17 protein-coding genes are annotated in these 17,079 nt (G+C 67.4%); 11 read left to right on the top strand and 6 right to left on the bottom strand.

Annotated features, from left to right (window positions below; genetic code table 11):
* Positions 1-20: 20 nt before the first annotated feature.
* Both BMW75_RS25660 and BMW75_RS25655 read right to left on the bottom strand, forming a co-directional pair.
* Positions 21-1,211, bottom strand: coding sequence for an amidohydrolase family protein (locus BMW75_RS25660; protein ID WP_092582394.1), 1,191 nt, complete (start codon positions 1,209-1,211; stop codon positions 21-23).
* Positions 1,211-1,408 (bottom strand): hypothetical protein, encoded by a 198-nt coding sequence (locus tag BMW75_RS25655; RefSeq protein ID WP_076519131.1) that lies wholly within the window; start codon positions 1,406-1,408, stop codon positions 1,211-1,213. The genes BMW75_RS25660 and BMW75_RS25655 overlap by 1 nt, the downstream gene beginning before the upstream one ends.
* 195 nt (positions 1,409-1,603) lie before the next feature.
* On the opposite strand from BMW75_RS25655, the gene BMW75_RS25650 reads away from it, so the two are divergent.
* Positions 1,604-2,116 carry an ASCH domain-containing protein gene (locus BMW75_RS25650; RefSeq protein ID WP_092582393.1) on the top strand — a complete coding sequence of 171 codons (513 nt, stop codon included), beginning with the start codon at positions 1,604-1,606 and terminating at the stop codon, positions 2,114-2,116.
* A gap of 296 nt (positions 2,117-2,412) precedes the next feature.
* On the top strand, positions 2,413-2,739 hold the full coding sequence (locus tag BMW75_RS25645; RefSeq protein ID WP_076519129.1) for a virulence factor: 327 nt from the start codon (positions 2,413-2,415) through the stop codon (positions 2,737-2,739).
* A gap of 237 nt (positions 2,740-2,976) precedes the next feature.
* Here the strand turns inward: BMW75_RS25645 and BMW75_RS25640 are convergent, their stop codons facing one another.
* The 4 genes from BMW75_RS25640 to BMW75_RS25625 form a co-directional block, all read right to left on the bottom strand.
* Positions 2,977-3,225, bottom strand: coding sequence for a hypothetical protein (locus BMW75_RS25640; protein ID WP_083714258.1), 249 nt, complete (start codon positions 3,223-3,225; stop codon positions 2,977-2,979).
* A 233-nt stretch (positions 3,226-3,458) separates the two neighbouring features.
* On the bottom strand, positions 3,459-4,805 hold the full coding sequence (gene serS / locus BMW75_RS25635) for a serine--tRNA ligase (protein ID WP_076519127.1): 1,347 nt from the start codon (positions 4,803-4,805) through the stop codon (positions 3,459-3,461).
* A 42-nt stretch (positions 4,806-4,847) separates the two neighbouring features.
* Positions 4,848-6,188 carry a replication-associated recombination protein A gene (locus BMW75_RS25630; protein WP_076519126.1) on the bottom strand — a complete coding sequence of 447 codons (1,341 nt, stop codon included), beginning with the start codon at positions 6,186-6,188 and terminating at the stop codon, positions 4,848-4,850.
* A 149-nt stretch (positions 6,189-6,337) separates the two neighbouring features.
* Positions 6,338-7,129 carry a deaminated glutathione amidase gene (locus BMW75_RS25625; protein ID WP_092582392.1) on the bottom strand — a complete coding sequence of 264 codons (792 nt, stop codon included), beginning with the start codon at positions 7,127-7,129 and terminating at the stop codon, positions 6,338-6,340.
* 176 nt (positions 7,130-7,305) lie between these two features.
* Here BMW75_RS25625 and BMW75_RS25620 point away from each other — a divergent pair, with 176 nt between their 5' ends.
* The 9 genes from BMW75_RS25620 (at position 7,306) to BMW75_RS25580 (ending at position 17,023) form a co-directional block, all read left to right on the top strand.
* Positions 7,306-8,574, top strand: a complete 1,269-nt coding sequence (locus tag BMW75_RS25620) for an amino acid deaminase (protein ID WP_092582391.1) — start codon at positions 7,306-7,308, stop codon at positions 8,572-8,574.
* 113 nt (positions 8,575-8,687) lie between these two features.
* On the top strand, positions 8,688-10,247 hold the full coding sequence (locus BMW75_RS25615) for an ABC transporter substrate-binding protein (protein ID WP_092582390.1): 1,560 nt from the start codon (positions 8,688-8,690) through the stop codon (positions 10,245-10,247).
* Positions 10,248-10,337: 90 nt separating this feature from the next.
* Positions 10,338-11,279 (top strand): ABC transporter permease, encoded by a 942-nt coding sequence (locus BMW75_RS25610; RefSeq protein ID WP_092582389.1) that lies wholly within the window; start codon positions 10,338-10,340, stop codon positions 11,277-11,279.
* 1 nt (position 11,280) lies between these two features.
* The gene (locus tag BMW75_RS25605; protein WP_092582388.1) at positions 11,281-12,156 is read left to right on the top strand and encodes an ABC transporter permease; all 876 of its coding nucleotides are present in this window, start codon (positions 11,281-11,283) and stop codon (positions 12,154-12,156) included.
* A 2-nt stretch (positions 12,157-12,158) separates the two neighbouring features.
* On the top strand, positions 12,159-13,166 hold the full coding sequence (locus BMW75_RS25600; RefSeq protein ID WP_092582387.1) for an ABC transporter ATP-binding protein: 1,008 nt from the start codon (positions 12,159-12,161) through the stop codon (positions 13,164-13,166).
* Positions 13,163-14,161 carry an ABC transporter ATP-binding protein gene (locus BMW75_RS25595; RefSeq protein WP_092582386.1) on the top strand — a complete coding sequence of 333 codons (999 nt, stop codon included), beginning with the start codon at positions 13,163-13,165 and terminating at the stop codon, positions 14,159-14,161. The genes BMW75_RS25600 and BMW75_RS25595 overlap by 4 nt, the downstream gene beginning before the upstream one ends.
* Before the next feature lie 29 nt (positions 14,162-14,190).
* Entirely contained in the window at positions 14,191-15,063 is an 873-nt protein-coding gene (locus tag BMW75_RS25590) for a MurR/RpiR family transcriptional regulator (protein ID WP_076519119.1), read from the top strand.
* A gap of 13 nt (positions 15,064-15,076) precedes the next feature.
* The gene (locus BMW75_RS25585) at positions 15,077-16,546 is read left to right on the top strand and encodes an N-acyl-D-amino-acid deacylase family protein (RefSeq protein WP_092582385.1); all 1,470 of its coding nucleotides are present in this window, start codon (positions 15,077-15,079) and stop codon (positions 16,544-16,546) included.
* A 39-nt stretch (positions 16,547-16,585) separates the two neighbouring features.
* The gene (locus BMW75_RS25580) at positions 16,586-17,023 is read left to right on the top strand and encodes a RidA family protein (RefSeq protein WP_076519117.1); all 438 of its coding nucleotides are present in this window, start codon (positions 16,586-16,588) and stop codon (positions 17,021-17,023) included.
* Positions 17,024-17,079 lie beyond the last annotated feature (56 nt).

Here is a 17,079-nt window from a genome sequence, read left to right as displayed (position 1 = left end):
GCGGGCGGGACGCGGAACCGCTAGGCGATGGCGTCTTCGCCGTTGCGCGCCACGACCTTGCCGCCTGACACCACAAGGCGCCGGGGCGGGCGCTGCACCACGGCCTGCGCGATGCAGCCGGCATCGACCAGCACGAAGTCGGCGCGCGCGCCGGGCGCCAGGCCATAGTCCGCAAACCCGCAGGCGCGGGCGGCGGCGCCGGTCACGCAATCGAACGCCCATTCGATTTCATCGTCGCGGCGCAGGTCGTTGCGCAGGCCGATCAAGGCCGCGCGCTCCAGCATGTCGGGACTGCCATACGGTGTCCAGGTATCCCGGATGCCGTCATTGCCGCCGAAAATCGTCACCCCCGCCTCGCGGCAGGCGCGCACCGCCGGCACCGGCCGGGACGCCGGCGCGGTGGTCAGCAACGCCACATCCAGCAGCGCAAGCCGGCGCAGCAGGCCATCCAGCCGCCGGGCGTCGACCCCGCCCAGGCAAAAGGCATGGCTGATGACGACCTTGCCCTTCATGTCCAGCGACTGGATGCGATCCAGAATCAATTCAAGGGTAAAGGCGCCCAGTTCGCCGGGCTCGTGCAGATGGATGTCCAGGGGCTTGCCGTGCCTGTCGGCCAGCCCGAAGAGGACGTCCAGGGATTTCACGGGATCGCGGTCGATGGCGCACGGGTCCAGCCCGCCGAGCACATCGGCCCCTTCCGCGAGCGCCCTGTCCAGCAACTCCGCCGTGCCCGGGCGCGCCAACAGGCCGGACTGCGGAAAGGCCACGGTCTGGATCTCTACGCGGCCAGCCAGTTCCTGGCGCGTGGCATGCACGCCGTCCAGGTGTTTCAGGCCGGCCTCGGTGTCGATGTCGACGTGGGTGCGGATGCGGGTGGCGCCCGCGCGCAGGAAGGCCAAGGCCAGGGCGCGCGAATGGCTCGCGGCATCGTGGCCGGTGTCGGCACGCCACTTGCGCTCGTTGTCGATGCGGTCGGTGAGCGACGGTCCGACCTTGTTGACGTACCAGGCCGAGCCCCAGGTCGTCTTGTCCAGGTGGGTGTGCCCTTCGATGAAAGCCGGCAGCAGCAATGCGCCGCCGCCGTCTTCCCGCGCGACGGCGGGGTCGGCTTCGAGTCCCGGGCCCACTTGCAGGATGCGGCCGCCGCGCACCAGAACGTCGACGGCCTCGCCTTGCGGCGTGCGGACGTTCGTCAGGAGCAGATCCGCCATCAGACTTGGGGCGGCTCGATCCAGAAGAAGCGTTCGCCTTGCCGGACCATGTCGGCCACGCCTTCGGCGCCGATGCGATAGTCGGTGCCCATGAGCGTGGCGCCGCCATCCTCATGTATATGGATGACGGCCAACGGGTCATTGGCCATGGTGTACCAGTAGTAACCGGGCTTGAGATCGTGCAGGTCAGTAGTCATGCGTCGAGTATACAAATAACGCCTCGCCGTTTTCAAAAAGACAACACTCCCGAGGCGGCATCCTGACAGTCAGGTCGTGACACGTCATACTCCTTCTGCAGAGCTTGAATAAACCTCTGGCAGATGGCAGGTGCCGGCCCCGGCCACAACAGCAAGAGGCGCGCAAGCGTTGATCGCGAGGGAAACAGCTAGCACATGAAACGGCAGTCACTTCAGTTTAGCGAACCGCTTAAAAAGGCCATCCTGGATGGCGCCAAGGTGCAGAGCCGGCGCATCCTGAAGCCGCAGCCGTCCAAGTTCACCACGGTCTGGTATGCGGACGCCGCGGATTCAGGCAGGTGGGTGGCCATGGGCCCCTCGCCCGATAATCCTTCCGAATTGCGCAAGACCTCCAGCTGGGTGCGCTGCCCCTACGGAAAATCCGGCGAAACCATCATCCTGACCGACGAAGCGGGCACCCCATTTGCCACCGCCGTCGTGGTGGGCGTGCGCATCCAGCGCCTGCAGCACCTGACCGAAGCCGACGCGCGTGCCGAAGGTACGCACGCCCTCTATCAGAGTTCGGCGCTATTGCCCGGCGTGCCGCTGCAGACCGCGTTTGCCCTGATGTGGTGTGAGCGCTACGGAGCCCACGCCTGGGCCGCGAATCCGTGGGTATGGGTGGTCGAATATCGCCAATCCGTGCCCTACGAATCCGCGGACGCGTGAACCGCCGGGGCGCGGCCGCAACATGCGTCACCCAAGACGGCGCGCACATAGTGACGACATGTAACCCAGGCGCCCCGCTTCAGCACATTCCAGGCTATTTCAATCGACTTCAATACCGGATCCGCCAGAGCGGGCGCCCGCTGCCGCAGCGCAGCAACTGCTTGCATTTGAAATGGGGTCCGGTTGCGGATTGTCGCCATTGCGCCCGCGTTGCTTACGAATAGCTGGCGCAAACCGCCGAAAATAGCGTCAACGAATACTCAACTTTGCTGCGTCAGGCAGTAGGCAGGTGCAAGATGAAAAAATGGCTTATCGCAAGTGTGGGTGCCGCGGGTCTGCTGATCTCCAGCGTCGCCATGGCGCGCGTGGACGTCGGCATCTCCATCGGCATCCCGGGCGTCGTCTACCCGGCGCCCGTTTATGTCGCGCCGCAGCCGGTCTACGTGCCGCCGCCGCCCGTCTATTACCGGCCCGCGCCTGTCTACGTGGCGCCGCCCGTGGTTTATCCGGCGCCGGTGTATTACCGCGGCGGCCGCTATTATGATCGCGGGCATTATCACGGGCCCAAGCATGGTCACGGCCATTACCGCGGCCGCGGTCATGGACACGGACGCGACGACTGAACCCGCGCAATCCCGCGGGAACAAAAAAAGGCCACTCGATGAGTGGCCTTTTTTTCGTGGGGGCAATGTCCGGTGCCCCGGCGCTTGACCTGTCAGGCTGCGGGAGCCTGGACGGGTTTAACGGCCAGCGGAGCCGGTTGCTGCGGCACCTGCTTGGCCTTGTCATCGGCCCAGCGCGGTGATTCCTGAACGAGATCGATCCATCGACGGGGCGCACTCGACGCCCGCCACCAGCCATTATGCGGACGCATGAGCAAACTCCGGTTCACCGTTGAAACGCACACCATTGATACCCTGGAACAAGTGACGGCTTTCCTGTTCTGCTTCGTGCAAGTCTGCGAACGGCGCCTGTCCCGGCACGGTCCAGCATTTTTCCGGTGCGGTTCCGCCGATACGGCGCGTCCATATTTGCACGCGGTAGCCTTGCTCGTCTTCCTTGGCCACAGAGCATCTCACACGAAAATCTCCAATCATTCTTGAAGTCATGGACAACTCCTTGTTATATAAGTGAATGAAGCGTGTAGAACGCCGGTGTATTGTGCCGTAACTATCCGGCCCTTTTATGGCAAATACACAATTGCTCACATCAAAAATCAAGCACTCACGCGAGCAGAATAGCGTTCCAAAGCGACAGGATTATGTCGCAATGATAAAAAAAAACGGAGCCCGAAGGCTCCGTCTTTTTATCGGCCATATGGCCGATGGACACGGCGCGGTTATCAGGGCTTGAGCACCGTCAGACCGCCCATATAAGGCTGCAGCGCTTCGGGAATCAGCACGCTGCCGTCGGCCTGCTGGTGGTTTTCCAGCACGGCGACCAGCGCGCGGCCCACGGCCAATCCCGAACCGTTCAACGTGTGCACGTATTCCGGCTTGCCTTGCGCGTTGCGGAAACGGGCCTGCATGCGGCGGGCCTGGAAGGTTTCGCAATTGGAGACCGACGAGATTTCGCGCCACGTGTTCTGGGCCGGCAGCCACACTTCCAGGTCGTAGGTCTTGGCCGAGCCGAACCCCATGTCGCCCGTGCACAGCAGCACGACGCGGTAGGGCAGGTTCAGCAGTTGCAGCACGCGCTCGGCGTGGCCGACCATTTCCTCGAGGGCCTCGTACGACTGGTCCGGCTGCGTGATCTGCACCATTTCGACCTTGTCGAACTGATGCTGGCGGATCATGCCGCGCGTGTCGCGGCCGCCGCTGCCGGCTTCGGAGCGGAAGCACGGGGTGTGGGCCGTCAGCTTGAGCGGCAGGTCGGCGGCAGCCTGGATGGCGCCGCTGGCCACGCTGGTCAGCGTGATTTCGGACGTGGAGATCAGGTACTGGTCTTCGCGCACATACGGCTTGCCCTGGTCGTCGACCTTGGGATCGTCATCGCCGCCGCCCTTGGAGACCGCGAACATGTCGTCCTTGAACTTGGGGAGCTGCCCCGTGCCGAACAGCGTCGACGCGTTGACGATATACGGGGTGTAGCACTCGGTATAGCCGTGCGTGCCGGTCTGCAGGTCCAGCATGAACTGGGCCAGCGCGCGGTGCAGCCGGGCGATGGGACCCCGCATGAACGAGAAGCGCGCGCCCGACAGCTTGGCAGCCATGTCGAAATCCAGGCCCAGCGGTTCGCCCAGCGCGACGTGATCGCGCGGCTCGAAGCCCAGCGCGGGCGGATTGCCGTCGGGACCGGCCTCGGCGGGCAGCCAGCGGCGGACCTCGACGTTGTCGTCGGCGGACTCGCCCAGCGGCACGCTGGCGTGCGGCAGGTTCGGCACCGACATGAGCAGGTCATTGAGGGGCTGCTGCAGGGCGGCCAGCTCTTCTTCGAGCTGCTTCAGGCGCTCGGGCACGGCCTGGGATTCCGCCATGACGGCGCTGGCGTCCTCGCCCTTGGCCTTCAATTGGCCGATCTGCTTGGCCAGCGCATTGCGGCGGGCTTGCAGGGATTCGGTCTCGGTCTGGACGGCCTTGCGGCGAGACTCCAGGTCGTTGAACCGTTCCGTGTCGAAGGCGACGCCGCGGGTCTTGAGGCGGTCCACGACGGTTTGCAGGTCTTTGCGCAGCAGTATCGGGTCTAGCATGGTGAGGTCGGTGAGGTTGCGAGAGGCGACGGGGCTTGCCCGTCACCGGTTCTTGGCACGTTCCTGCGCGTCCAGCTCGCGCAGGAATGCCAGCTTCTGCTGGATTTTAGCCTCCAGGCCGCGATCGGTCGGCCGATAGAAGGAAGGCTTGAGTCCATCCGGGAAATATTGCTCGCCCGCGGCGTAGCCGTGGGGCTCGTCGTGCGCGTAACGATAGGCCTTGCCGTGGCCCAGTTGCTTCATCAATTTGGTCGGCGCGTTGCGCAGGTGGATGGGCACCGGTGCGCTGCCGTGTTCCGCGGCGAATTTGCGGGCCTGGTTGTAGGCGTTGTAGACGGCGTTGGATTTGGCCGCGCACGCCATGTAGACCACCGCCTGCGCCAGCGCGAGCTCGCCTTCGGGCGACCCGAGACGTTCGTAGATGTCGGCGCCGTTGACCGCCAGGTCGGTGGCGCGCGGGTCGGCCAGGCCGATGTCTTCGACCGCCATCCGCACCAGGCGGCGCGACAGGTATTTGGGATCGGCGCCGCCGTCGATCATGCGGCAGAACCAGTAGAGCGCGGCATCGGGGTTGGAGCCGCGCACCGATTTGTGCAGCGCGCTGATCTGGTCGTAGAAGGCGTCGCCGCCCTTGTCGAAGCGCCGCAGGTTCTGCGACAGCGAGATCTCCAGCCAGGCGGCGTCAACGGTATCGCGGCCCGCGGCCTGCGCCGATTCGGCCACGACTTCCACCGCGCTGATCAGGCGGCGCGCATCGCCGTCGGCCCAGGCGGCAAGCTGCTCGCGGGCGTCGGGTTCGATGCGGATGGCCTCGCCGGCCTCCAGCCCTTCGTTGAGCGCCTGCACGGCGCGGTCGACAAGCAGCTGCAGTTCCTCGGCGGTCAGCGATTGCAGGACATAGACGCGCGCCCGCGACAACAACGCGGAGTTGACCTCGAACGACGGATTCTCGGTGGTGGCGCCGATGAACGTGAACAGGCCGCTTTCCACATAGGGCAGGAAAGCATCCTGCTGGGCCTTGTTGAAACGATGGACCTCGTCGACGAAGAGGATCGTGCGGCGGCCCTGCCCTTGCGCCACCTGCGCCACGGTCACGGCGTCGCGGATGTCCTTGACGCCGCCCAGCACAGCCGAAATGGCGATGAACTGCGCATCGAAGCCGTCGGCCATCAGGCGCGCGAGCGTGGTCTTGCCCACGCCGGGCGGCCCCCAGAAGATCATGGAGTGCGGACGGCCGGACTCGAAGGCGACGCGCAGGGGCTTGTCGGCGCCCAGCAGGTGCGATTGGCCGACGACGTCGGACAGGGTGCGCGGACGCAGGCGTTCGGCCAGGGGCACGTAGGGCCGATGCGCAGGATCGGCCGCGAAGAGATCGTTGCTCATTGGCAGCAGATGAAGGGAAACAGCAAGGATTTCAAGTCCGCATTACACCATGCCGCGCGCCGGCGCCCCTGCCGTGCGGCCCCGGGGCCGACGCCGCGCATCGCGCGCCGTTCCAGCCTTCCCCCACGGAATGGCGGACTTGGCCGGCCCTACGCCAGTTCCGGCGGCGCGAAACGCCGGTTGGCCAGCACGGGCAACACCTTGCGGGCATGGGCGAGGCGTTCGGGGTCGATGTCGGCAAACACCAGCGCGGGCGCTTCGCCGGCCCGGGCCGTCACCACGCCCAGGGGGTCCACCACCATGCTGCAGCCGATGTTGCGTTCGCCGCATTCGCCGGTGGCCGCCACGTAGCAGGTGTTCTCCAGCGCACGCGCCGTGACCAGCACCTCCCAGTGCATTTCCTTGAGCGGGCCGCGCACCCAGGCGGCGGGCAGCACCAGCAGGTCCGCGCCATCCAGCGCCAGGCGGCGCGCCAATTCGGGAAAGCGCACGTCATAGCAGGTCATGAGACCCACGCGCAGGCCGGCGATGTCCAGCAGCGGCGGAATCTCGGCGCCGGGGGTGACGTTGGTGGATTCCTTCATGGTGAAGGCATCGTACAGATGCAGCTTGCGGTATTGCGACAGGATCTGGCCGTCGCGGATCGTGACCAGCGTGTTCCACACCCGCCCGTCGCCCGCCGGGACGTGGACGCACATCATGGTCGCCAGGTCCGAGCCGCGGCTGGCCTCCACGAGGCGGGTGATGAACGGGCCATCCAGCGGCTGCGCCGCCTTCAGCACGATCTGCGGATCGGTGATGTCGCGGGCCAGGATGCCTTCGGGCAGGACCAGCAGGCCGGCTCCGCCGGCGCGCGCGCGTTCCATCAGGTCGACGCAGACCTGCGCATTCTCTTCCCAGACGCGGCTGACGGCGAACTGGCCCAGGGCGACTTTCAGCATGGCTTTTCCTTGGTTGGGGCACGGGCGCGCCTGGGCGGCGCGCGGCATGGACCTATTTTCCCATCGTCGGCGCGGCGCCGGCTACGGGAAACTCCTAGCTCCCGCTTGAAAATTTCTTTCACGATAATTAAAAAAATCACGAGACACGTAAATAATTTCCAAATCGGGCGACCGCCATGACCAATTCCTCCTCCCCCGCAGCGCTTCTGGATGTGAACGGCAAAGGCCTGGGCGCGTTCCCCGAGTCCTGTACCACCGCCGACGTGGCGGCGCTGAACTGGAATCTGCTGGCCGAGGACGTGAGCCTGCCCGTGGCCGTGCTGTACGAAGCCCGCATGCGCCATAACCTGCAGTGGATGCAGCAGTTCATGGAGGCCTATCACGTCAGGCTGGCACCCCACGGCAAGACGACGATGAGCCCGGCCCTCTTCAAGCGCCAGATCGACAACGGCGCGTGGGGCATCACCCTGGCGACCGCGCCGCAGGTCCTGGCGGCCTATCAGCACGGCGTGCGCCGGGTGCTGATGGCCAACCAGCTGGTGGGCCGCGCCAACATGGCCATCATCGCCCGCCTCCTGCAGGACCCGGCCTTCACGTTCTTCTGCATCGTGGATTCGGCCGCCAATGCCGCGCAGCTTGGCCGCTTTTTTGGCGAACAGGGGCTGGTGCTGCCGGTCCTGATCGAACTGGGCCCGGCGGGCGGGCGCACCGGCGTGCGCGACGAGGCGCAGTTGCAGGCGGTGGCCGACGAGATCGCCCGCTGGCCCGGCCTGGCGCTGGCCGGCATTGAAGTCTACGAGGGTGTGCTGCAGGAGGAAGGCGCCATCCGCGCGTTCCTGCGCCGCGCCACCGACGCGCTGCGCGGGCTGGCCGCGGCCGGCCGGCTGCGCAAGCACGGCCCGGCCCTGATCTCCGGCGCGGGCTCGGCGTGGTTTGACGTCGTGGCCGAGGAATTCTCGCAACTGGACATCGGCGGACCGCTGGAAGTGGTGCTGCGTCCGGGCTGCTACCTGTCGCACGACGTGGGCATCTACCGCACGGCGGCCGAACGCATCAACGCGCAGAACCCGGTGGCGCGCAAGATGGAGCCCGGCCTGCAGCCCGCCCTGCAGGTCTGGGCCTACGTGCAGTCCCTGCCCGAACCGGGACGCGCCATCATCGCCCTGGGCAAGCGCGACGCCGCCTTCGACGCGGGCCTGCCCACGCCCGCCCTCGTGTACCGGCCCGGCCAGCCGCAGCCCGGCGCCGCGCCCGGCCACTGGAAGCTGTCCGCCATGATGGACCAGCACGCCTTCATGCAGGTCGGCGAGTCCGACGACATCCAGGTGGGCGACATGATCGCCTTCGACATCTCCCATCCCTGCCTGACGTTCGACAAGTGGCGTCAGGTCCTGCTGGTGGACGAGCAATACGGCGTCACCGGCGTGGCCGAAACCTTTTTCTAGTCCCCCTGCCCGCGGCACCGCGCCTGGCCCCAAGGGGACCCGCAGCACCAGGGCACCCGGCGCTCAACCGATACCACGAGACAACCTGTTTCTGACCCTCTGGAGAGAGAATCATGAACTTCCGACCCTCCCGGCGAGGCGGCGGGCTGAAAAGCCTGCTCGCGGCCGGCGCAATTGGCTTGACCGCTTTGTCGACCCCCGCCCTCTGTGCCACGCCGGTCAAGGGAGGCACGATCTCCGTCGCCACCATCGGCGAACCGCCCACGCTGGATCCGATGACCAGCACTGCGGACCTGGTGGGCATCCTGACCCAGCACTTCTTCGAAACGCTGTACACCTTTGACGCCAAGTGGAACCTGACGCCGCTGCTGGCCGACAAGATGCCGGAAGTCAGCGCCGACGGGCTGGTCTACACGATCCCGCTGCGCCAGGGCATCACGTTCCATGACGGCTCGAAGATGGATTCGTCGGACGTGCTGGCGTCGCTCAAGCGCTGGACCGAGACCGCCACGCGCGGCAAGATGGCCGCCAAGATCATCGCGAACATCGAAGCCCCTGACGCGAACACGATCCGCATCACGCTCAAGCAGCCCTATGCGCCGCTGACTGCGCTGCTGGCCATGAACAACAGCGCCGCGGTGGTCATGCCCAAGGGCAAGATCGCGCCAGCCCTGACCGAATTCATCGGCACCGGCCCCTATCAGCTCAAGGCCCGCGTGCCCGACCAGTACGTGCAACTGGTGCGCTTTGACGGCTACAAGCAGCGCGAAGGCGAACCCGACGGCTACGGCGGCGCGCGCAAGCAATACCTGGACGAGATCCGCTTCGTGCCGGTCAGCAATGCCAACACCCGCGTGGAAAGCGCCGTGGCCGGCCAGTTCGATTACGTCGACTCGCTGCCCGTGGAGTCCCTGGCCAAGCTCAAGAACGGCCGCTCGGACCCCGTCATGCTCAAGCCCTTCGGCTGGCCCCGCCTGGTGCTCAACACCAAGCAGGGCATCATGTCGAACCAGGCCGTGCGCCAGGCGGTGCAGCTTGCCCTGAACGAAGAGGACATGCTGTTCGCGGCCTTTGGCGACAAGAACTTCTACAAGCTCAATGGCGACCTGTATCCGGAAGGCTATCCGTGGGCCACGTCGCTGGGCGGCAAGGTCTACAACAAGGGCGACGCCGCGGCCGCCAAGAAACTGGTGGACGGCGCCCACGTGCAGGACCGCAAGATCCGCATCCTGACCAGCCAGCAGTACGAGTTCCACTACAAGATGGCGCTGGTCGCCGCCGAGTACCTGAAGGCCGCGGGCTTCACGGTGGACATGCAGGTCGTGGATTGGGCCACGCTGACGCAGCGCCGCCAGGATCCGGCCGTGTGGGACATCTTCATCACCCACAGCCCCTTCCTGCCCGAGCCGGCGCTGATCGACTTCCCGTCCAAGGACGCGCCGGGCTGGTGGGACACGCCGCGCCGCAACCAGGTGCTGGACGCCTTCAACCAGGCCGGTTCGCAGGAAGAGCGCGTCAAGCGCTGGGCCGACGTGCAGCAGGCCGTGTATGACGAGGTGCCGTTCATCAAGGTCGGCGACTTCAATGCGCAGGCCGCGCGCTCGCCCGCGCTGCAGGGCACGCGGGCGGTGCCGTGGCCGTACTTCTGGAACGCCTGGAAGGCGCCCAAGTAAGCGCCGGCCCGGCGGGCGGCCCCTGCCGCCCGCCGCCGGCACCCGCACGCGATCCGTTCGCGCCCGCGCAATGACTTCTAGGACTCCACCGTGTTGCGTTATCTCTTGAACCGGCTGGTCGGCCTGGTGGCCGTGATGTTCATCGTCGCGACCATCGTGTTCGTGATCATCCGTCTCACGCCCGGCGACCCGGCCGCCGTGATGCTGGGGCCGCAGGCCAGCCAGCAGGACATCGCCGCGCTGCGCGCGCAGCTCGGGCTGGACCAGCCCGTGGCGGTGCAGTATGTGTCCTGGCTGGGCAAGCTGCTGCAAGGCGACCTGGGCCAGTCCATTTTCATGAACAAGCCGGTGCTGTCGGCGCTGGCCGACCGCGCCGAGCCGACGATCCTGCTGACGCTGATGTCGCTGCTGATCGCCAGCGCCATCGCCCTGCCGGTGGGGATTCTGTCGGCGGTCAAGCGGGGCACCGCGCTGGACCAGTCGGTGCTGTCGTTCTCGATGTTCACGTCCAGCGTGCCCAGCTTCTGGCTGGGGCTGCTGCTGATGCAGGTGTTCTCGGTCAAGCTGGGCTGGCTGCCGGTGGCCGGCTATGGCGGCCCGGACGCCTCTCTGGCCACGCGCCTGTCGCACCTGATCCTGCCGGCCGTGGTGCTGGGCCTGGTGAATTCGGCGCTGATCACCCGCTTCATCCGCGCCAGCATGCTGGATGTGCTGCGCGACGACTACGTGCGCACGGCGCGGGCCAAGGGGCTGCCCGAACGCAAGGTCATCCTGAAGCATGCGGTGCGCAACGCGCTGATCCCGATCCTGACGGTGCTGGGCCTGACCACGGCGCTGCTGATCAGCGGCGCGGTCGTGACCGAAACCGTGTTCGGCCTGCCCGGCGTGGGCAGCCTGGTGGTCTCCGCCGTGCTGCGCCGGGACTATCCCGTCATCCAGGGCGCGCTGCTCATCATTGCGGCGATCTACGTCCTGATCAATCTGCTCATCGACCTGCTGTACCTGGTGGTCGATCCCCGGGTGCGCTACTAGAATGGCTATCGCAACTTCCGCTCATAACGGCGCCGGCGCCGACCGCTGGCAAGTCCTGCGCCTGCTCGTGGCGCGCAAGACGGTGCTGATCAGCCTGATCGTGATCGTCGTGCTCACGGTCGCCGCGCTGCTGGCGCCGTGGATCAGCCCGTACGATCCCTTCAAGCTGTCCATCATGAACCGGCTGAAGGCGCCCGGCGCCGCGCACTGGTTCGGCACCGACGACTTCGGGCGCGACGTGTTCAGCCGCGTGATCCACGGCGGCCGCCTGTCGCTGATGGTGGGCTTTTCCGTCGTCATCCTGTCCAGCGTGCTGGGCATCGCGTTGGGGCTGGTCGCGGGCTTTTTCCGCACCGCCGACAAGTTCGTGTCGCGGCTGATCGACGCGATGATGGCGTTCCCCGACATCCTGCTGGCCATCTCGCTGGTGGCGGCGCTGGGACCGTCGCTGGTCAACGTGGTGATCGCGCTGGGCATCGTCTACACGCCGCGCCTGGCGCGCATCGTCCGGGCCTCGACGCTGGTGATCCGCGAACTGCCCTTCGTGGAAGCCGCCCGCGCGCTGGGCGTGCCCACCTGGCGCATCGTCACCGTGCACGTGCTGCGCAACCTGGTGTCGCCGATTCTGGTGCAGGGCACGTTCATCTTCGCCTACGCGATCCTGGCCGAGGCGGGCCTGTCGTTCCTGGGCGTGGGCGTGTCGCCCGACATCCCGACCTGGGGCACCATGATCAACGCCGGCCAGCAGTACATGGGCTCGGCGGACTGGATCATGATCTTTCCCGGCATCGCCATCGTGCTGTCCGTGCTGTCGCTGCAACTGGTGGGCGACGGCCTGCGCGACGTCCTCGATCCGCGCCTGCGCAAGGAGCTGTAAACATGACGGCAAGCACCCGAGACATCGTGCTGTCCGTGCAAGGGCTGAAGACCTGGTTCCACAGCCGCGACGGCATCGCCAAATCCGTGGACGGCGTCACCTTCGACCTGGCCCGCGGCGAAACCCTGGCCATCGTCGGCGAGTCCGGTTCGGGCAAGTCGGTGACCAGCCTGTCCATCATGGGCCTCTTGCCCAAGCCGGCCGGCCGCATCGAGGCGGGCCGTATCCTGTTCCGCGACCGCCAGGGCACGCAGCACGACCTGGCCCGCGCCACGCCCGCCACCTTGCAGCGGATCCGCGGGGCCGAGATCGCCATGATCTTCCAGGAGCCCATGACCAGCCTGAACCCGCTGTACACGGTAGGCGACCAGATCGCCGAGGCCGTGCTGCAGCACGAGGGCGGCTCGCACGCCGCGGCGCTCAAGCGCGCCCGCGAGATGCTGGAGCGCGTGGAGATTCCCGCGGCCGACCGGCGCGTCAACGAATACCCGCACCAGATGTCGGGCGGCATGCGCCAGCGCGTGATGATCGCGCTGGCGCTGGCCTGCAACCCGGCCGTGCTGATCGCCGACGAGCCCACCACGGCGCTGGACGTGACGGTGCAGGCGCAGATCCTGGACCTCTTGCGCCGGCTGCAGGCCGAGATGAACATGAGCATCCTGTTCATCACGCACAACCTGGGCGTGGTGGCCGAGATCGCGCACCGCGTGGCCGTCATGTACGCCGGCCGCGTGGTGGAAGACGCCGGGGTCTACGACCTCTTTGAAAAGCCCACGCATCCCTACACGCGCGGCCTGCTGTCCTGCCTGCCGACCGCCGCGCTGCTGGCCTCGGGCGAGCGCCTGCGCGCCATCCCCGGCAACGTGCCCAGCGTGCTGTCCCTGCCTGCGGGCTGTACCTTCGCGCCGCGCTGCCCGCTGGCCGCGGACGACTGCCGCGCCGCCGTGCCCGAACTGGTGACCGTGCAGGCCGAACACCGCGCGCGCTGCATCAAGGTGATTCCGATATGACGAGCAACCCGACTCCGCGCGCCGGCGATCCGCTGGTGCGCATCGAGGACCTGAAGGTCCACTTCCCCACCTCGCAGTCGCGCCACGCGCCCGTGGTCCGAGCGGTGGACGGGGTGAGCTTCGAGGTGCCCCGCAACACCATCGTCGGCCTGGTCGGCGAATCCGGGTCCGGCAAGACCACGACCGGCCGCGCCCTGCTGCGCCTGTTCGCGCCCACCGCCGGCCGCATCGTGTTCGACGGGCACGACATCACGACGCTCAATGAAAAGCAGATGCTGCCGTGGCGCCGCCGCATGCAGATCGTGTTCCAGGACCCGTACGCCAGCCTCAACCCGCGCATGACGGTGGCCGAGATCCTGGGCGAGGCGCTGGACACCCACAAGCTGGCGCGCGAGCGCCGCGCCGAGCGGATCGGCGAACTCCTGGAACGCGTCGGCCTGAACGCCGACCATCGTCGCCGCTATCCGCATGAATTTTCCGGCGGCCAGCGCCAGCGCATCGGCATCGCGCGCGCGCTGGCGGTGGAACCGGATTTCATCGTGGCCGACGAGCCGGTGTCCGCGCTGGACGTCTCGGTGCAGGCGCAGGTGCTGAACCTGCTGCAGGACCTGCAGCGCGACCTGGGGCTGACCATGCTGTTCGTGGCCCACGACCTGGCGGTGGTGGACTACCTGTGCGACGACGTGGTGGTGATGTACCTGGGCCGCGTCATGGAGCGCGGCCCGACCCGCGAGGTCTATGCCCGCCCCCGCCACCCCTACACGCGCGCCCTGCTGTCCGCCGCGCCCGTGCCGGATCCGCGCGCCCCGCGTTCGCGTATCCTCCTGAAAGGCGACATCCCCAGCCCGGTGAACCCGCCGTCCGGCTGCGTGTTCCGCACGCGATGCCCGCACGCCATCGAGGCCTGCGCGGCCGCCGTGCCGCCGGCCGTGGGCGTGAGCGCGGACCATTACGTGTCCTGCATCCGCCTCGACGATCCCGCGCTCGCGGCCTAGGCCCGCCCGATTTGATCCAGGAAACCCACATGAACATCATCCGCGACATCGTCTTCCAGATACGCAGTCGGCGGGACGCATTGAGCGTGACCGAACGCAAGGTGGCCGACGCCATCCTGGACGACATTATCTGGAGCGCCAGCGCCACCGTCGACCAGTTGGCGGCCAAGGCGGGCGTCAGCATCGCCACGATCTCGCGCTTCGCACGCACGGTCGGCTGCGACGACACGCGCGACCTGAAAATGAAGCTGGCGCAGGCCAGCACGGTGGGCAGCCGCTTCCTGGATCCCAGCGCGCCGGCCGAGGAAAGCACGTTCTACGCGCGCATCTACGCCGACATCGAAAGCACGCTGCGCGCGCACCTGCCGACCTTCACCGAGCCGCTCTTCGAAGCGGCCGCGTCCATCGTGGATGGCGCGCGCATGATCTACGTCTTCGGCATGGGCGGCGCGTCGGCCGTCCTGGCGCAGGAAGTCCAGTCGCGCCTGGTGCGGCTGGGTTATCCCATCGCCGTGTACAGCGACGCCGTGCTGCTGCGCATGGTGGCGGCCACGCTGGACGAGCGCGATGCGGTGCTGGTGCTGTCGGCGTCGGGCCTCACGCCCGAGATCGTGGGCGCGGCGCGCATCGTCAAGCAATACAACGCGCGCATCGTCGCCATCACCGACGCGTCGTCCGAACTGGCCGGGCTGGCCGACGTGGTGCTGCCGATCCGCACCGACGAGACCGACTTCATCTACAAGCCGTCCGCCTCGCGCTACGCGATGATGCTGGCCATCGATCTGCTGTCGACCGAACTGGCCATGCTGAACCAGGAAGAAAACCGCGAACGCCTGCGCCGCATCAAGCTGGCGCTGGACGAGCACCGGGGCGGGCCGAACCGCCTGCCGCTGGGCGATTGATCTGGAACCCAAGATGTACGACACCCTCATAGGCAACGTCCGGATCCTGGACGGCACCGGCGGCCCGGAAATCCGCGCCAGCGTGGCGCTGGCCGACGGCCGCATTGCCGCCATCGGCGACCTGCCCGGCGCCCCGGCGCGCCAGATTGTCGACGGCACCGGCCTGGCGCTGGCGCCCGGCTTCATCGACGTGCACACCCACGACGACACCAACGTCATCCGCACGCCGGACATGCTGCCCAAGCTGTCGCAGGGCGTGACGACCGTGGTGGTGGGCAATTGCGGCATCAGCGCGTCGCCCGTCACGCTGCGGGCCGACCCGCCGGACCCGATGAACCTGCTGGGCAAGCGGGAAGATTTCCAGTACCCCACCTTTGCCGACTACACCCGCGCGATCGACGCCGCGCGCCCCGCGGTGAACGTGGCCGCGCTGGTGGGCCACACGGCCTTGCGCAACAACCACATGGACCGGCTGGACCGGTCCGCGACGCACGACGAAGTGATGGCGATGCGCGCCCAGTTGCACGACGCCCTGGCGCACGGCGCGATCGGCCTGAGCACCGGCCTGGCGTATGCCTCGGCGTTCGACGCCGACACGGCCGAGGTCAAGCTGTTGGCCGAGACGCTGGACGAGTTCGGCGCGCTGTACACCACGCACCTGCGGTCGGAATTCGCCGCGATCCTGGAGGCGATGCAGGAGGCGTTCGACATCGCGCTGCATGCCCGCGTGCCGGTGGTCGTGTCGCACCTGAAGTGCGCCGGCGCGGGCAACTGGGGCCGCACGAAGGAGGTGCTGTTCAAGCTGGAGAACGCGGGCCGCATGCAGCACGTGGGCTGCGACTGCTATCCCTATTCCGCCAGCTCGTCCACGCTGGACCTCAAGCAGGTCACGGACGAGTTCGACATCGACATCACCTGGTCCGAGCCGCATCCGGAACAGGCCCGCCGCAAGCTGGCGGCCATCGCGGCCGACTGGGGCGTCACGCTGCTTGAGGCGGCGCAACGCCTGCAGCCGGCCGGCGCCGTCTATCACAACATGCACGAGGACGACGTGCGCCGCGTGCTGTCGCACCGGCTCACGATGGTGGGCTCGGACGGCCTGCCGAACGATCCCATGCCGCATCCGCGCCTGTGGGGCGCCTTTCCCCGCGTGCTGGGCCATTACAGCCGCGACGTGGGACTGTTCCCGCTGGCGCAGGCGGTGCACAAGATGACGGGCCTGTCGGCCGCGCGCTTCGGCCTGGCCGAGCGCGGCCTGGTGCGCGAGGGTTACCACGCGGACCTGGTGCTGTTCAATCCGGACACCGTCATCGACCGCGCCACCTTTGCCGCGCCGGTGCAGACCGCCGCAGGCATCGAAGGCGTCTGGGTCAACGGCGTCCTGTCGTATCGCAAGGGCCAGGCCACCGGCGAGCGCGCCGGCCGCTGGCTGCCGCGCAATGGCGACCTGCGCGCGTCCTATCCCCGGCCTGGCGCGGGCTGACCCCAGCCGCCGATTCCCTATCCCACCAGGAGAACCATCATGAGCGCGACCCCCACTCCCGACAACAACGGCATCACCCGCTACGGCGTGGCAGGCGGCACCGGCCAGGGCGGCTCGCACATGCCCTTCGCCCGCGCCGTCGCGGCCGACGGCTGGCTGTACGTTTCCGGCCAGGTGCCGATGGACAACGGCGAAGTGATCGAAGGCGGCATCGTGGCGCAAAGCCACAAGGCCATCCAGCAGGTGCTCGCCATCCTGAAGGAAGCCGGCTACGGCCCCGAACACGTGGTGCGCTGCGGCGTCTGGCTGGACGACGCGCGCGACTTCGCGTCGTTCAACAAGGTCTTCAAGGAATACTTCGGCGAAAACCCGCCCGCCCGAGCGTGCGTGCAGTCAAGCCTGGTGGTGGATGCAAAGGTGGAAGTGGATTGTGTGGCGTATAAGGGCCCCCACGCCGCGCCCACTAACGTGGGCTAGCTGCCCCCCGAGGGGGCTGCCCCGCCTTGGGGCGGCCCGGCGGCGGGGCGGCCCCC

This window comes from Achromobacter sp. NFACC18-2, from assembly GCF_900108985.1.
GTDB lineage: Bacteria > Pseudomonadota > Gammaproteobacteria > Burkholderiales > Burkholderiaceae_B > Achromobacter.
The sequence above is the reverse complement of the archived record's forward strand: the minus strand, read 5'-3'. Positions and strand labels throughout refer to the sequence as shown.

Excerpts from the sequence above, each read along its gene's own strand:
- BMW75_RS25600 (WP_092582387.1), top strand. The coding sequence starts at position 12,159 with ATGACGGCAAGCACCCGAGACATCGTGCTGTCCGTGCAAGGGCTGAAG.
- BMW75_RS25595 (WP_092582386.1), top strand. The coding sequence starts at position 13,163 with ATGACGAGCAACCCGACTCCGCGCGCCGGCGATCCGCTGGTGCGCATC.
- BMW75_RS25650 (WP_092582393.1), top strand. The coding sequence starts at position 1,604 with ATGAAACGGCAGTCACTTCAGTTTAGCGAACCGCTTAAAAAGGCCATC.
- BMW75_RS25645 (WP_076519129.1), top strand. The coding sequence starts at position 2,413 with ATGAAAAAATGGCTTATCGCAAGTGTGGGTGCCGCGGGTCTGCTGATC.
- BMW75_RS25625 (WP_092582392.1), bottom strand. The coding sequence starts at position 7,129 with ATGCTGAAAGTCGCCCTGGGCCAGTTCGCCGTCAGCCGCGTCTGGGAA.
- serS (WP_076519127.1), bottom strand. The coding sequence starts at position 4,805 with ATGCTAGACCCGATACTGCTGCGCAAAGACCTGCAAACCGTCGTGGAC.
- BMW75_RS25640 (WP_083714258.1), bottom strand. The coding sequence starts at position 3,225 with ATGACTTCAAGAATGATTGGAGATTTTCGTGTGAGATGCTCTGTGGCC.
- BMW75_RS25620 (WP_092582391.1), top strand. The coding sequence starts at position 7,306 with ATGACCAATTCCTCCTCCCCCGCAGCGCTTCTGGATGTGAACGGCAAA.
- BMW75_RS25655 (WP_076519131.1), bottom strand. The coding sequence starts at position 1,408 with ATGACTACTGACCTGCACGATCTCAAGCCCGGTTACTACTGGTACACC.
- BMW75_RS25580 (WP_076519117.1), top strand. The coding sequence starts at position 16,586 with ATGAGCGCGACCCCCACTCCCGACAACAACGGCATCACCCGCTACGGC.
- BMW75_RS25660 (WP_092582394.1), bottom strand. The coding sequence starts at position 1,211 with ATGGCGGATCTGCTCCTGACGAACGTCCGCACGCCGCAAGGCGAGGCC.
- BMW75_RS25615 (WP_092582390.1), top strand. The coding sequence starts at position 8,688 with ATGAACTTCCGACCCTCCCGGCGAGGCGGCGGGCTGAAAAGCCTGCTC.
- BMW75_RS25605 (WP_092582388.1), top strand. The coding sequence starts at position 11,281 with ATGGCTATCGCAACTTCCGCTCATAACGGCGCCGGCGCCGACCGCTGG.
- BMW75_RS25630 (WP_076519126.1), bottom strand. The coding sequence starts at position 6,188 with ATGAGCAACGATCTCTTCGCGGCCGATCCTGCGCATCGGCCCTACGTG.
- BMW75_RS25590 (WP_076519119.1), top strand. The coding sequence starts at position 14,191 with ATGAACATCATCCGCGACATCGTCTTCCAGATACGCAGTCGGCGGGAC.
- BMW75_RS25585 (WP_092582385.1), top strand. The coding sequence starts at position 15,077 with ATGTACGACACCCTCATAGGCAACGTCCGGATCCTGGACGGCACCGGC.